General features: G+C 66.3%; 14 protein-coding genes. 5 read left to right on the forward strand and 9 right to left on the reverse strand.

Annotated elements, in window-relative coordinates; translation table 11 throughout:
- Positions 1–78: 78 nt before the first annotated feature.
- Entirely contained in the window at positions 79–1077 is a 999-nt protein-coding gene (locus L1O02_RS11465) for a bile acid:sodium symporter family protein (protein ID WP_235759880.1), read from the reverse strand.
- 85 nt (positions 1078–1162) lie between these two features.
- Between L1O02_RS11465 and L1O02_RS11470 the strand changes: the two genes are divergently transcribed.
- Entirely contained in the window at positions 1163–1960 is a 798-nt protein-coding gene (locus L1O02_RS11470) for a helix-turn-helix transcriptional regulator (RefSeq protein ID WP_235759881.1), read from the forward strand.
- 278 nt (positions 1961–2238) lie between these two features.
- On the opposite strand, the gene L1O02_RS11475 is transcribed toward L1O02_RS11470, so the two are convergent.
- From L1O02_RS11475 to L1O02_RS11490, 4 genes are read right to left on the reverse strand one after another with little or no spacing between them, the layout of a single operon-like run.
- Positions 2239–2691: a response regulator gene (locus L1O02_RS11475; RefSeq protein ID WP_060840076.1), complete on the reverse strand. Its 453-nt coding sequence runs from the start codon at positions 2689–2691 to the stop codon at positions 2239–2241.
- Positions 2688–5015 (reverse strand): ATP-binding protein, encoded by a 2328-nt coding sequence (locus L1O02_RS11480; RefSeq protein WP_060840075.1) that lies wholly within the window; start codon positions 5013–5015, stop codon positions 2688–2690. Before L1O02_RS11480 ends, L1O02_RS11475 begins: the two co-directional genes overlap by 4 nt.
- Positions 5012–5680: a response regulator transcription factor gene (locus tag L1O02_RS11485; RefSeq protein WP_060844069.1), complete on the reverse strand. Its 669-nt coding sequence runs from the start codon at positions 5678–5680 to the stop codon at positions 5012–5014. The genes L1O02_RS11480 and L1O02_RS11485 overlap by 4 nt, the downstream gene beginning before the upstream one ends.
- The gene (locus L1O02_RS11490) at positions 5677–6840 is read right to left on the reverse strand and encodes a sensor histidine kinase (protein WP_235759882.1); all 1164 of its coding nucleotides are present in this window, start codon (positions 6838–6840) and stop codon (positions 5677–5679) included. Before L1O02_RS11490 ends, L1O02_RS11485 begins: the two co-directional genes overlap by 4 nt.
- A gap of 172 nt (positions 6841–7012) precedes the next feature.
- Here L1O02_RS11490 and L1O02_RS11495 point away from each other — a divergent pair, with 172 nt between their 5' ends.
- The gene (locus tag L1O02_RS11495) at positions 7013–7531 is read left to right on the forward strand and encodes an SgcJ/EcaC family oxidoreductase (protein WP_235759883.1); all 519 of its coding nucleotides are present in this window, start codon (positions 7013–7015) and stop codon (positions 7529–7531) included.
- A gap of 57 nt (positions 7532–7588) precedes the next feature.
- On the opposite strand, the gene L1O02_RS11500 is transcribed toward L1O02_RS11495, so the two are convergent.
- Positions 7589–8590, reverse strand: a complete 1002-nt coding sequence (locus L1O02_RS11500) for an AraC family transcriptional regulator (RefSeq protein ID WP_060840071.1) — start codon at positions 8588–8590, stop codon at positions 7589–7591.
- Positions 8591–8838: 248 nt separating this feature from the next.
- Between L1O02_RS11500 and L1O02_RS11505 the strand changes: the two genes are divergently transcribed.
- Positions 8839–9612, forward strand: a complete 774-nt coding sequence (locus tag L1O02_RS11505; RefSeq protein WP_235759884.1) for an EAL domain-containing protein — start codon at positions 8839–8841, stop codon at positions 9610–9612.
- Positions 9613–9654: 42 nt separating this feature from the next.
- Here L1O02_RS11505 and L1O02_RS11510 read toward each other — a convergent pair whose 3' ends face one another.
- Both L1O02_RS11510 and L1O02_RS11515 read right to left on the reverse strand, forming a co-directional pair.
- Positions 9655–10044: a YceK/YidQ family lipoprotein gene (locus L1O02_RS11510; protein WP_233789229.1), complete on the reverse strand. Its 390-nt coding sequence runs from the start codon at positions 10042–10044 to the stop codon at positions 9655–9657.
- A gap of 63 nt (positions 10045–10107) precedes the next feature.
- Positions 10108–10407 carry a YceK/YidQ family lipoprotein gene (locus tag L1O02_RS11515; RefSeq protein WP_060840068.1) on the reverse strand — a complete coding sequence of 100 codons (300 nt, stop codon included), beginning with the start codon at positions 10405–10407 and terminating at the stop codon, positions 10108–10110.
- A 92-nt stretch (positions 10408–10499) separates the two neighbouring features.
- On the opposite strand from L1O02_RS11515, the gene L1O02_RS11520 reads away from it, so the two are divergent.
- A complete protein-coding gene (locus L1O02_RS11520; protein ID WP_235759885.1) occupies positions 10500–10811 on the forward strand; it encodes a hypothetical protein in 312 nt (103 codons plus the stop codon).
- Here L1O02_RS11520 and L1O02_RS11525 read toward each other — a convergent pair whose 3' ends face one another.
- The gene (locus L1O02_RS11525; protein WP_235759886.1) at positions 10812–11348 is read right to left on the reverse strand and encodes a DinB family protein; all 537 of its coding nucleotides are present in this window, start codon (positions 11346–11348) and stop codon (positions 10812–10814) included.
- A gap of 239 nt (positions 11349–11587) precedes the next feature.
- Between L1O02_RS11525 and L1O02_RS11530 the strand changes: the two genes are divergently transcribed.
- Positions 11588–12862, forward strand: coding sequence for a cystathionine gamma-synthase family protein (locus L1O02_RS11530; RefSeq protein ID WP_060840066.1), 1275 nt, complete (start codon positions 11588–11590; stop codon positions 12860–12862).
- Positions 12863–12986 lie beyond the last annotated feature (124 nt).

Genomic DNA, 12986 nt, shown 5'->3' on the forward strand with positions numbered 1-12986 from the left:
GGCATCATGCCATTGCGCACGCTTCATCACCATCTGCGCGCAGGCCCGGCCAGCTGCCGGGCCGCCTTGCCGGAAGCGTTACGGGTCGACCTGGCCCATCAGCTCGGCCACCGATTCCGGGCGCTTGGCGTAGCGCTGGGCCAGCACCGCGCAGACCATCAGCTGGATCTGGTGGAACAGCATCAGGGGCAGAATCAGCACGCCCATGGTGCTGCCGGCGAACAGCACCTGGGCCATGGGCACGCCGGTAGCCAGGCTCTTTTTCGAGCCGCAGAAGAGGATGGTGATGCGGTCTTCCTGGTCGAAGCCGAACAGCTTGCCGAGAAAGCTCGAGGCCAGCAGCACCAGGGCCAGGAGGATGCAGCAGGCCACCACCAGCCCGCCCAGTTCCCACAGCGGGATCTGGTGCCAGATGCCTTCGTTCACCGCCTCGCTGAAGGCGCCGTAGACCACCAGCAGGATCGAGCCCTGGTCGACGAAGCGCAGCCAGTGCTTGTTGCGCCCGACCCAGGCGCCGATCCAGCGCCGGGCGATCTGCCCGGCGATAAAGGGCAGCAGCAACTGCACGCTGATCTTGATGATTGCATCCAGGGTCGAGCCGCCATCGCCGTGCACGTTCAGCAGCAGGGTGACCAGGAGCGGGGTGAGGAAGATGCCGAACAGGCTCGACGCCGCGGCGCTGCAGATGGCCGCCGGGATATTGCCCCGGGCCAGGGAGGTGAAGGCGATGGCCGATTGCACCGTGGCCGGCAGCGCGCACAGATACAGCATGCCCAGGTACAGGTCGTTGCCCACCAGCGGCGACAGCAGCGGCTTGAGCGCCAGCCCCAGCAGCGGAAACAGGATGAAGGTCAGGCTGAACACCAACAGGTGCAGGCGCCAGTGACCGGCCCCGGCGATGATCGCCTCCCGCGACAGCTTGGCGCCGTGAAGGAAGAACAGCAGGCCGATGGCGAGGTTGGTCAGCCAGCCGAAACCGATCGCCACCTGGCCGCTGGCCGGCAGGAAGCTGGCCAGCAGGACCACGCCGATCAGGGTCAGGGTGAAGTTGTCGGGCAAAAGACGTGAGCGAGTCATAGCGGTTTCATCCGGGGGTTGCCAAGTGCAGTGGGGCGACTCTAACGTGGCTGCGGTTTACCGACTAACGCCAAGGAGCCCATTAATGCCGCCTAAAGGACATGAAAAGGTCGTCCGCCGCAGTATTCCCGGGCTGCCGAGTCTGCCGCGACCGGTGTACGGGCGCACCGAATCCTTGCCCAACCGGGCCCTGACCCGGCGCCACAGTCATCCCTGGGTGCAATTGTCCTATGCGATCCAGGGCGTGCTGGAGATCCAGACCCTTGGCGGACGCTTTGTTGCCCCGCCACAGCGCGCGGTGTGGATTCCCGCCGGGGTGCCGCACCGGGTGTTCAGCTCGCCGCGCACCGAAATGCGCAGCCTGTACCTGGATTGCAGCGTCACCGCCTGGGCGGCCACCGACAGCTGCCAGGTGCTGGCGGTCAGCAGCCTGTTGCGGGAACTGATCCGCGCCTTCAGCGAATTGCCGGTGGAGTATGTCGAGGACAGCGCCGACGGCCGCCTGGCCCAGGTGCTGCTGGACCAGCTGGCTGCCGCGCCGCAACTGGACCTGATGCTGCCGCTGCCCCTGGACGCGCGCTTGCGCACGATCTACCGCAGCCTGCAGGCGCACCCGGAGCAGCCGACCACCCTGGGTCAATGGAGCTACAAGCTCGGGGTTACGGAGAAGACCCTCAGCCGCCTGTTTCTCAAGGACACCGGGCTGACCTTTCGCGCCTGGCGCCAACGCTTGCGCCTGCTCGGCGCCCTGACCCCGCTGGAGCAGGGCGAGCGGGTCACCGATGTGGCCCTGGCCTGCGGCTATGACTCGACCTCGGCGTTTATCGCCGCGTTTCGCCAGCAGTTCGACGCCACCCCCGGCGAGTTCTTCCGCGACCTCTGAACCCCCGCGATTCCTGTAGCCGCTGCTGAGCCCGCGAAGCTGCGCAAAGGTCCGCAGGACCTTGCTTGACGACCTCCCGTCGAACCTCTATCGATCTTAAGAACCCTACGTCCCTTCGGGCCGTTCGCAGCCTGCGGCAGCGGCTACAGGGTGCGACGGTGCGGCAGGTGCGACGGTGCGACGGTGCGACGGTGCGGCAGGTGCGGCAGGTGCGACGGTGCGGCAGGTGCGACGATACGACGATACGACGATGCGGCAAGCGCGACAGACGCGACAGGTCAGGCCTTTGATGGGCGCAGCAGTGCGATCTGCTCCGGCGGCACCAGGGTGCGCAGGGTCTTGTACAGGGCCCGGGTTTCCAGCAGGTTCCAGATCCGCAGCAGGGTTTCCAGGGCGTCCAGCGGCTTGCTGATGAAGTCCCGCGCGCCCAGGGCCAGGGCCCGCAGGCGGGTGTCGCGGGTGGCGTCGGCGGTGAGCACCAGGATCGGCAGGTAGTCGTGGGCCGGAATCCGCCGGTTGAGCTGTTCGAGCACGGCAAAACCGTCGAACTCGGGCATGTGCAGATCGAGGATCACCAGGTCCGGCTCGAAGCTGTTGAACAGCTCCAGGGTGCGCAGCGGCTGGGTGCTGCTCAGGACGTTGTGCAGGCCTTCGCGGGCCAGCAGCTGCTCCATCAGGTCGAGGTTGGGGCGCTGATCATCGACGATGAGGATGCGCATATCGGCAGTCATAGGGGCTCCGCTAAACAGGCGTCCAGGTGGGCGAAGAACGCCGGGATGTGAATGGGCTTGGTGAGAATCGCCGTGGCGCCGGCTTCCAGCAGGCTGCGCTGGGTCAGCTCGCTGGCGTCGGCGGTGATCATCAGGATCGGCGTGCTGGCGGTGCTGCCGGAGGCCCGCAGCCGTTGCAGCACTTCCAGGCCTTGCAGGTCCGGCAGGTTGACGTCCAGCAGGATCATCTGCGGTGAGTGCTGGCGGGCCAGGTCCAGGCCCAGCTGGCCCTGCATGCTCGACAGCAACTGAATACCCGGACGGCGCTGCAGCAGGGTTTCGATCAGCGCCAGGCTTTGCAGGTTGTCTTCGATGCATAGGATCTTGCCCCGATAGGGGCTGGGCGTGGGCAGCGTCGGCGGCTTCAGCGCCGGGGTGGCCAGGGGCGTTGCGAGCGGGGCATCAGGCAGGCGCACACAGGGCAGCTCGAGGATGAAGCGGCTGCCGCTGCCCATTGTGCTGTGCACCTCCAGGCTGCCGTCCATCATCTCCAGCAGGCTCTTGCTCAGGGCCAGGCCCAGGCCGGTGCCTTCGACCTTGGGATCGGCGTCCAGGCGTTCGAAAGGCTTGAACAGGCGTTGCAGCTGGTCGGCGGCAATCCCGGCCCCGGTGTCGATCACGGCAATGCGCAGGCGCGCTTCTTCCAGGGTCACCTCGATGCTGACCCGGCCCTGGGCGCGGTTGTACTTGATGGCGTTGGACAGCAGGTTGAGCAGGACCTGGATCAGGCGTTGGCGATCGGCAATCACCCCGCTGTCGGCGGGCAGTTCCGGCAAGGCGCTGAGCTGGATGCCGGCGTCGGTGGCCATCGGCGACACCAGGGTCAGGGCCTCATGCAGCACCGCCGCCAGGGGCATGGGTTCGACGTTCAGCGGCAGGCGCCCGGCTTCGATGCGGGCGATGTCCAGCACCTCGTTGATCAGCCCCAGCAGGTGCTGGCCGGCCCGCAGGATATGCCCGACCTGGGGCCGCTGGCCGGCGCTGGAGTCCATGTCGAGCAATTGCGCGAAACCGAGGATGGCATTGAGCGGGGTGCGCAGTTCGTGGCTCATGCGCGAGAGGAACTCGCTCTTGGCGCGGCTGGCGCTTTCGGCTTCTTCGCGGGCGGTGCCCAGGGCGATTTCCGCGGCGCGGCGGTCGGTGATGTCCCGGGTGATCTTGGAGAACCCCCGCAGGGCGCCGCTGGCGTCGTATTGCGCAGTGATCACCACGCTGGCCCAGAAGCGGCTGCCGTCCTTGCGGCAGCGCCAGCCTTCTTCCATGTAGTGGCCGTGGGCGGTGGCTTCGCGCAGGGCCATGTCCGGGTGCTGCGGGCATTCTTCCGGCAGGTAGAACAGGGAGAAATGGCGGCCGATGATTTCCTGGTCGCGGTAGCCCTTGATCCGCTCGGCGCCGAAGTTCCAGGTGGTGACCATGCCGGCGGTGTCCAGGGCGAAGATCCCGTAGTCCTTGACCCCGTCGATGATCAGCCGCAGGCGTTCTTCGTTGTCGCGCAGGGCGCGCTCGCGCTCGGCCAGCAGTTGCCCGGCTTCCACCAGGCGCGTGCCCAGCTGACCGATTTCATCCAGCTCCGGGGCTTGCGGCAGCAGCGGCTGACCCAGGGCCAGGCGCTGGGCGTTGCCCTGGACCTGTTGCACCCGGGTGACGATGCCCCGGGACAGCAGCAGCACCGCGACGATGGCGCCGAACAGCCCGCAACCGGCGGCCAGCAGGGTGGCGAACAGCAGGCGCATGCGGGTTGCCGCCGCGGCCGCGGTGCGTTCGGCCAGCAGCGCGTCCTCGTGGATGCGCATGGCGCTGATCTGCTCACGCAGCACGTCCAGCACCTGCTTGTTGTCGATGAGGATCGCGGTCACCGTGGCGCTGTCGTCGCGGCTGCCGTTGCGCAGGGCCACCAGGCCTTCGAGCTTGGTCTGGATCAGCGGGGTGATGGTGTGCAGGTACTCGCGCATGCGCGTGTCGCGCACGTTGCGGTCCAGGCGTTGCAGGGCCGCTTCGATCTGCGGGCGGGCCTGGAGGTAGGCGGGCAGGAAGTCCTCGCTGCGGGTCAGCAGGTAGCCGCGCACGCTGGCCGCGGCCTCGGCCAGCAGGGTGTGCACGGTCTGGATATCGCCCTGCACCAGCAGCACCCGGCGCACGTCTTCTTCGGCGCGGGCGGTCTGGCGTTCGGCGCTGTAGATCAGCACCAGGGACAGCAGCAGGATCACCAGGGGCAGGGAGATCACCACCAGCGCCTTGCCCCGCAGCGGCAGGTCGGCCCAGCGCCGGGCGCTGCGCAGGTTCATGGCCACTGCCCGCTGGGCTGGGCCACCAGTCCCAGGGCGATCCCACGCACCGCTGCCTGGGTGCGGTCGGAGGCGCCGAGCTTGCCGATCACCCGCTCGACGTGGGCCTTGGCGGTGCCGGTGGTGATGCCGAGCTTTTCGCCGATCTCGCGGTTGCTGAAGCCGCCGGCCACCAGCCCCAGCACCTGGCGCTCGCGGGCGGTGAGGGCCTGGGCCTGGGGTATCTGGCCGCTGCCGCGTTCGGTCATGCGCCGCAGCAGGCGCGCGCTGACCGCGCTGTTGAGGGCTTCCTCGCCCTGGGCCACCCGCTGCAGGGCGCCGATCACTTCGTCGCGGCTGGCGTCCTTGAGCAGGTAGCCCACGGCGCCGGCGGTCATGGCCGCTTCCAGGTGATCGGGGCTGTCGTCCATGGTGAAGATCACCACCTTGACCTCGGGCTGGCGCTGCTGCAGAAGGCGCGCGGCCCCCAGGCCATTGAGCCGCGGCATGCGGATGTCGAGGATGGCGATGTCCGGGCGCAGTTGCTCGCACAGGGCCAGGGCTTCTTCACCGTCCCTGGCCTGGCCCACCACCTCGAACTCCGGGTTGCCCGCCAGCAGGGCGACGAAGCCGGTGCGGGTCACTTCATGGTCGTCCGCCAGGACCAGGCGTATCAAGCTACTCATGGCGCTTGCTCCAAGGGTTGCACGGGCACGCTGGCCAGCAGCCGGGTGCCGCTGCCGGGCCGGCTGTCGCAGCTGAAATGGCCGCCTAGCAAATGGGCGCGCTCATGCATGGCGACCTGACCCAGCTGCTCGGCCACCGGGGCCGGCGAGCTGACGAATCCGCAACCGTCATCGTTGACCCCGAGCAGCGCCAGGCCGTCTTCCAGGGCCAGGCTCAGGTGCACCTGCGAGGCCCGGGCGTGCTTGAGGATGTTGTTGATGGCTTCCTGGGCGATGCGGAACAGGGCGATCTCCACCGCATCGGGCAGGCGCTGCGGCGCGCGCTGCCCCCAGTACACCAGCAGACCGGCGTCGCGCAGGCGGTCGGCCTCGCGGTCGATGGCCCGCAGCAGGCCGAAGTCGTCGAGCACGTGGGGGCGCAAGCCGCCGATCAGTTGCCGGCCTTCGCCGACGCAGCCCTGGGCCAGTTGCAGGATGGTCTGCAGGTCCTGGTGCAGCTCGGCGGGCAACGGCGGACAGCGCCCGGCGAAGCCCTGCAGGCGCTGGTGCAGCCCGGCCAGGGTTTGCGCCAGGCCGTCGTGCAGGTCATAGGCGACCCGTTTGCGTTCGTCTTCCTGGGCGCTGAACAGGCGTTGCACCAGCTCCGACATGCTGCGCTCCCGGGCTTGCAGGTCGCGCAGCAGACGATGGTTTTCCAGGTGCGCCGCCAGCAGGGTGGCCAGCAGTTGCAGGGATTCCAGGTCTTCGCTGTCCGGCGGGCTGATGGGCACGCTGTTGGCCAGCAGCAGGGCGCCGAAGGCGCGGCCGTCGGCGCGGTGCAACAGCACGCGCAGCACGGCGCTGTCCGGGGTCGGCGGCGGCTCCGGCCATTGCGGGTGATCGGCCAGGGCGCGCAGGCCTTGCAGGCGTTCTTCATGACCCAGGGCGGCGCGGGTGTGGATCACGCCATCCTCGGCCCATTCCAGCAGCAGCCCGTGGTCCATGGCGACGAAGGCGCAGGCCCGTTGCACCACCCGCTGGCGCATCTGCTCGGGGGGCAGTTGCAACAGTTCCTGGCCGGTGTCCACCAGCAGTCGCAGGCGCGCGGCGCGGCTCTGGGACTGTCGATACTGGCTGCGCAGGGCCAGGGCGCTGGCGGGGTCGAAGGATGGGGTGGACATGGCGTTGCTCCAGTGCGGCGGCGCTGCGGTTGAACAAAAGCGGGCATTAGACCCGCTGCTGCACGTCACGCCTATCTGCCGAATGGCATAGGCCGAAAGCTCCAGTTGGCCGATGGCGCGGACGACGGCGATGGGCAAAGTGTGGCTCATTGAAACCCACTGGAGAAATCGTATGAAACTGAAAACCACTGCCCTGGCCCTGTTTTTCGCCTTCACCGCTCCACTGGCTGTGGCCGCCGAGGTCAAGCCCTATGTCTACAGCGCCGTTGCCGAGCAGCCGAAAGCGGCCCAGGACCGTGAGATCGCCGGCCTGTTCGATCGCTGGAACAGCGCCTTGCAGACCGGCAACCCGCAGTCGGTGGTGAGCCTGTATGCGCCGAACGCAGTGTTGCAGCCGACCGTGTCCAACCAGGTGCGCAGCACTCACGCCCAGATCCAGGACTACTTCGAGCACTTCCTGGCGTCCAAGCCGGTGGGGCAGATCAACTACCGTGAAATCCGTCACCTGGGCCCGGATGCCGCCCTGGACAGCGGCGTCTACACCTTCACCCTGACCGACGCGTCCGGCAAGAGCGAGAAGGTCCAGGCGCGCTACACTTTCCTGTACGAGCGCATCGACGGTCAGTGGAAGATCCTCAACCATCACTCCTCGGCCATGCCGGAAGTCCAGTCGCAGCTGGCCGCTCACTGATCCACCTTGCGTTCCCTTCACGCCGAGCCTGTGCTCGGCGTTGTCGTTTCCCGCGGCTCACTGCTCGCGGTAGCGCCCCGGGGTCATGCCGAACCAGCGCAGGCAGGCCTTGTGAAAGCTGCTCTGGTCGCGAAAGCCCAGCAGGGCGCCGATGTATTTGACGCTGCGCATGGAGTTGCGCAGGAAGCTGTGGGCCAGCATCAAGCGGGCTTCGTCCAGCAAGGCCGAGAAATGCACGTCTTCGTGTCCCAGGCGGCGTTGCAGGCTGCGGGTGCTGACCCCGACGATCTGGGCGATGTTCGGCAGGTCGCTCGGTGCACCCTGGGCCAGGCGTTCGGACAAGGCTCGACGGACCCGGGCGGTCATCGAACCGTTGTGCAGCAGGTTGAGGCGGTTACGCGCGTACTCCAGGTGCAGCACATCCAGGGCCGGGTCGGCGGTGGGCAGGGCAATGGCGCAATCCTGGCTGCTGAAGGACAAGCTGTTGTAGGGCGCGCAAAACTGCAGGTTGTCTCCCAGCAACTGGCGCAGGGACCCGGTGTCCAGCGGCTCCGGGTAGGTGAAGGTGGCTGTCAGGGGCCGCACTTTGTGCTGCGGCAACAGCCAGTGCAGCAGGCCCAGGGTCTGGGCCGCGCCGGCGTCGATAAAGGCCCGGGGCATCATCGAGGGTTCGCTGGCCACGTCGAAGCCGATCAGGGTCAGCATCTGCGGCTTGCGCTCCAGGCACATGCAGAAGCCGTTGCTGATCAGCGCGTGGTAATCCACCAGGCGTTGCAGCGCGATGCCCAGGGTGGCGCAGGACATCACCGCATACCCCAATGCCTCCAGGTTGGCCGGATGGGCCTTGCTGTAGGCCAGCAGGCCCAGGTCCGGCTTGCCGGTGCGGCGCACCGCTTCCTGTATCACCTGATAGACCAGTTCCAGCCTCACGCCCTTGGGGTTTTCATACACATCCCGCAGGCTGCTGCCCAATTGCTTGAGCAAGGTTTCGACGTGGGCGCCGCCCTCATTCATGACATCGGCAAGCACCCTAAAGCTGGCGCTGGTCATTCTATGCATAGGTCTTCCTGGACTGATGGCTTAGTGATATCGGAGAGGCCGTTGGCATGATTGCAATAAACACGGGGCCACAGATGATTCGGCAGTGCCGCGCGTTTCCGAGGACAAGCGAAAGGTATCCAGGAACACTTCCTCAAGGCCTGTGCCGGGGTCGATCATGTTCGGCCAGGGCCCTTGGAAAGGGTGACGGCCAGCGCGTCGCATCCGGTTCGCCGCGAGGGTGCCGTTGTCTTGCCCGGGGAGTTGTCATGCAAAGCGTCAGAGACTTTTATCGTGAACTGGCCCAGGGCCGCCTGATGCTGGCGTTCCAGCCGGTGGTGTGGCTGCCCGACAGCAGCCGCGTGCTGTACCACGAAAGCTTGCTGCGCCACATCGATGCTCAGGGCGGCGAAGTCTATCCTCTGGCGCTGCTGGAAAAACACCAACTGATGCGCGAGCTCGATCAAAGCGTGGTGCGCTGCGTGATCGATGCGCTGCACCGTGATGAACGCCTGCGCCTGGGGTGCAATATTTCCGCCCAGAGCGCGATCATCGACGGCTTCTGGTCGCCGATTCTGCAGGTGCTGCGCGACTCACCCTCAGTGGCCGCGCGCCTGGTGATCGAGATCACCGAAAGCGCCACGCCGCCGAGCATCGAGGCGGCCAGCGAGTTCGTCCTGTGCCTGCGGGAGCTGGGCTGCCGGGTGGCCATCGACGATTTCGGCGCGGGCCTGGGCACCCTGGAATTCATCCGCCAGACCCGGCCGGACATCGTCAAGATCGACAAGGGCTACATCCAGCGCGCCCGCAGTGAACTCAACAGCGCCCAGACCCTCAGCCACCTGGTGCAGCTGTGCAAGACCCTGGCGCCCTGCGTGATCATCGAAGGCATCGAGACCAGCACCGACCAGAACCTGGCCACGGCCTGTGGCGGCGAGTGGGGGCAGGGCTATCTGTTCGGGCGCCCGCAAGTCGATCGCCTCGGCCGGCGCTGCTGCCTGGAGCAGCAGATGGCGCCGCGGTGTGCGCTGGATCAGGCCTAGCCCGGTGGCGCCAAGGCACGGCGCGAGCCCGCCTGACGGGGTTCAATCAGCCTGTGGGGTGATGGGCGGGGTGTGGGCCGTCGGGTCTTGCACCTCGGCACTGATGGGCAATGCCGGCAGCTCTTCCTCGGGAATCTCCTTCATGTCCACGTGCAGGTTGCGCTTGGGCCGTTCCGGCTGGAACGCGTCGTAGGGCAGCAGCACGGTGTCGAGCGCCGCATCCAGGGGCAGGCTGGCGATCATCAGGATCGGGCACACCACCGTCACCCAGCAGCCGCCGGTGATCATGCGCGCGTAGCCCATGTCGTAGCCGGTGAGCACTTGGGCGTTGGTCTTGACGCTGCGGTAGTAGCGATCGTCGCGAAAGTCCAGGGCATTGCCGCGAGTCATGTAGGTGCCACAGCCGGACAGCAGCAGGGTGTTGAGCAGCAACAGGTAATGGAGGATTCGGATGATCAGGCTTCCACGCAGGGTCGAGGCAGGGGCCGGCGAGAATCAGTGATTCATCGCGTCATAGGGCAGCAGCGCGGTGTCGGCCACGGCGTCCACCGGCAGGCTGACGATGGCCACCACCGGGCAGACGATGCTCATCCAGCAGAAGAGCGTGGCGTAGCCGTCGTAGCCGCTGGCGCCGCGCATGGTCAGCAGTTCGATATTGGCCTGGGTGCCTTTGTAGTAGTCGTAGCCGCTATGGGCATTGGGCGTGCGGGCGATCAGGGTGCCGCAGCCCGCCAGGGACAGCATGGACACAACGAACAGGGCATTGAGGGCTTTGATGGCGCCATTCCTTAGCAAGCGGATTTTTCCGCGCGCATGGTCGCAGAAGCGCGGTGCAGACGCTAGATTGGGCGCTGAATAAATACTGGGTGCAGTGCCGGGAGGGTTCGATGAGGGGAGAGCGCAGCGTCGCACGGCTGTTTGCCGAGGAACCGCTGTCTTGGGGGTTGCGGGGTGACCCCTATCTGTGGCGAGCCATGGCCGCGCATCTGGCCCACACGTCCTGGCCGGCCACGGCGCAGCAGTTGGAAGCCCTGATCGTCCAGGCCTTCGAGCAATTGACCGGCAGTGCCTGGAGCTCGGCAGGGCATTTCTTCGTCGAGGCCTTTGCCCATGGCGGCATGTCCAGCGGCGGGATTTCCATGGTCTTCTGGCACGAGCACGGCCTGCCCCTGTTGCGCGCCCGTTGGGCGCAAGCCTGATCAGATTTCGCTGGGGATCAGCATAAGCAGGTCGGTATCGCCGACATCCGCCCCGGCCTGGGTCAGCAGGGTGCTGGCCTGGCCCCGGTGATGGGTCTGGTGATTGAAGAAATGCACCAGCAGGCTATAGAAATCGCGCTCGGCGACCACGCCCTGGGTGTTGGTGTAATGCAGGGTGCTGTCCAGGTCGGTGTCGTTCAGGGATTGGCTGAAATCGAGGATCAACTGGTCCAGCCACTGGCGTTGCTGCCAGAGCCCGCCCAGGTTTGGGAACAGCAGGGTCTTGAGGTCCTGGGGCAGGGCCACCTCTTGCAGCGGCGCCAGGGCCGCAAACCGCGCCGGGTGCTGGGCAAAACGCTTGAGCCAGATGGTGTCGCCGGCCAGCAAATGATTGAGGGTGCCGAGGATCGAGCCGAAAAAAGCCTGGCGATCGAGGACGATCTGCGCCTCGGGCAGGGGCATGGCGGCGTGGTACAGCTTGGTGTTCATCCATTGGTTGTAGCGGGCCATCAGGCACAGGTGCTCGGTGCGCTGCATTGTGGTTCCTCTGGGTTTTTGCGGGCGGGGGGGCAGCAGCTTCGCAAGTCTCGCTGCACGCCGGCAAGGGGCGCGACGAAAGCCTTGCGCGCCTGCTGTTTGCAGGGCCTTGCAGCCATTAAAAAAACCGCCCCTTTGGCCCCGATAACATCGTTTCTCGGGGCTTGGGCTTTTCTCTATATTGGCCACCAGATCCAGCGCGGCAACACGCCGCGCACCCTTTATGGTGAGCCGTTGCAATGAATAAAAAACCTGAACGCACAGGGCTGGAAAATCCCGGGACCGCTACCCGAGTGGTCTGGGGCGGAGAGCAAGTCCGTCACCCCTACAACGCCACGCAAACCCCGATTGTCGCCAGCGCCGCCTACGGCTACGACGACATCGACCAGTGGTACGACGTGGCCCTGGGCAAGGCCCCGGGCTTCATCTACAGCCGCATGAGCAACCCCACGGTGGAAACCCTGGAAGCCAAATTGTGCGACCTGGAAAACGCCGAATCGGCGGTGGCCTTCAGCAGCGGCATGGCGGCCATCAGCGGGGTGCTCTACAGCTTCCTGCGCCACGGCCAGCGGGTGGTGTCGACCAAGGACAGCTACGGCGGCACCAACAAGATTTTCGAAGAGTTCCTGCCGCGCATGGGCGTGGCCGTGACCCTTTGCGAAACCTTCGACCAGCAGCAGATCGAAGCCGAGATCGCCAAGGGTTGCGACCTGCTGTACCTGGAAACCCCGACCAACCCGACCCTGAAGATCGTCGACATCCAGCGTCTGGTCACCGCGGCGAAACAGGTCGGCGCCCTGGTGGTGGCGGACAACACCTTCGCCACGCCGCTGAACCAGAATCCCCTGGCCCTGGGCGTGGACGTGGTGATCCACAGCGCCACCAAGTTCCTCAGTGGCCACGGCGATGTGCTGGGTGGCGTGGCCTGCGGCAGCGAGGCGCTGATGAGCCAGGTGCGTCACTACCGGGAAATCAACGGTGCCAGCCTCGATCCGTTCTCGGCCTACCTGATCATCCGCGGGATCAAGACCCTGGCCCTGCGCATGCGCCAGCAACAGCACAGCGCGGCGCAGCTGGCGCAGTTCCTGCTCAACGAACCGCTGGTGGAGTCGGTGAACTACCCAGGCCTGCCGAGCCACCCGAACCACGCCGTGGCCTGTGCGCAGATGCGCGGTTTCGGCGCCATCGTCAGCTTTGTCCTGGTGGGCGGCATGGACAGCGTCAAGCTGCTCCTGCCGCGCCTGCGCTATGCCCACTGCGCCGGCAACCTGGGCGCGGTGGAAACCATCTACGGTCCGGCGCGCACCACCAGCCATGTCGAAAACACCCTGGAAGAGCGTCAGGCCCTGGGCATTTCCGAAGGCCTGGTGCGGATCTCGGTGGGCATCGAAGACACCGATGACCTGCTGGCGGACCTGCAACAGGCCTTTGCCTGGCTGCGCCAATCCCTCAAGCACAACCCGGCGCCCGGCGCCGTCCCTTCCCTGAATGCCCGGGTCGAGGTGGCCCACTGAAAGAGCGCGCAATACCCCCACAGCAAGGCAGCCAGTGGGGGCTTCATGAAGAGGAATAACAATAAAAACCTGATGGCATCCGATTTGTTTTCTGCCCATTTCCACAGTCGCAGAAATTGAGACT

Origin of the sequence: Pseudomonas sp. BC42, assembly GCF_021560055.1 — a bacterium.
Lineage (GTDB): Bacteria > Pseudomonadota > Gammaproteobacteria > Pseudomonadales > Pseudomonadaceae > Aquipseudomonas.

Coding starts and splice junctions, on each gene's coding strand:
- L1O02_RS11465 (WP_235759880.1), bottom strand. CDS start 1,077: ATGACTCGCTCACGTCTTTTGCCCGACAACTTCACCCTGACCCTGATC.
- L1O02_RS11470 (WP_235759881.1), top strand. CDS start 1,163: ATGCCGCCTAAAGGACATGAAAAGGTCGTCCGCCGCAGTATTCCCGGG.
- L1O02_RS11475 (WP_060840076.1), bottom strand. CDS start 2,691: ATGACTGCCGATATGCGCATCCTCATCGTCGATGATCAGCGCCCCAAC.
- L1O02_RS11480 (WP_060840075.1), bottom strand. CDS start 5,015: ATGAACCTGCGCAGCGCCCGGCGCTGGGCCGACCTGCCGCTGCGGGGC.
- L1O02_RS11485 (WP_060844069.1), bottom strand. CDS start 5,680: ATGAGTAGCTTGATACGCCTGGTCCTGGCGGACGACCATGAAGTGACC.
- L1O02_RS11490 (WP_235759882.1), bottom strand. CDS start 6,840: ATGTCCACCCCATCCTTCGACCCCGCCAGCGCCCTGGCCCTGCGCAGC.
- L1O02_RS11495 (WP_235759883.1), top strand. CDS start 7,013: ATGAAACTGAAAACCACTGCCCTGGCCCTGTTTTTCGCCTTCACCGCT.
- L1O02_RS11500 (WP_060840071.1), bottom strand. CDS start 8,590: ATGCATAGAATGACCAGCGCCAGCTTTAGGGTGCTTGCCGATGTCATG.
- L1O02_RS11505 (WP_235759884.1), top strand. CDS start 8,839: ATGCAAAGCGTCAGAGACTTTTATCGTGAACTGGCCCAGGGCCGCCTG.
- L1O02_RS11520 (WP_235759885.1), top strand. CDS start 10,500: ATGAGGGGAGAGCGCAGCGTCGCACGGCTGTTTGCCGAGGAACCGCTG.
- L1O02_RS11525 (WP_235759886.1), bottom strand. CDS start 11,348: ATGCAGCGCACCGAGCACCTGTGCCTGATGGCCCGCTACAACCAATGG.
- L1O02_RS11530 (WP_060840066.1), top strand. CDS start 11,588: ATGAATAAAAAACCTGAACGCACAGGGCTGGAAAATCCCGGGACCGCT.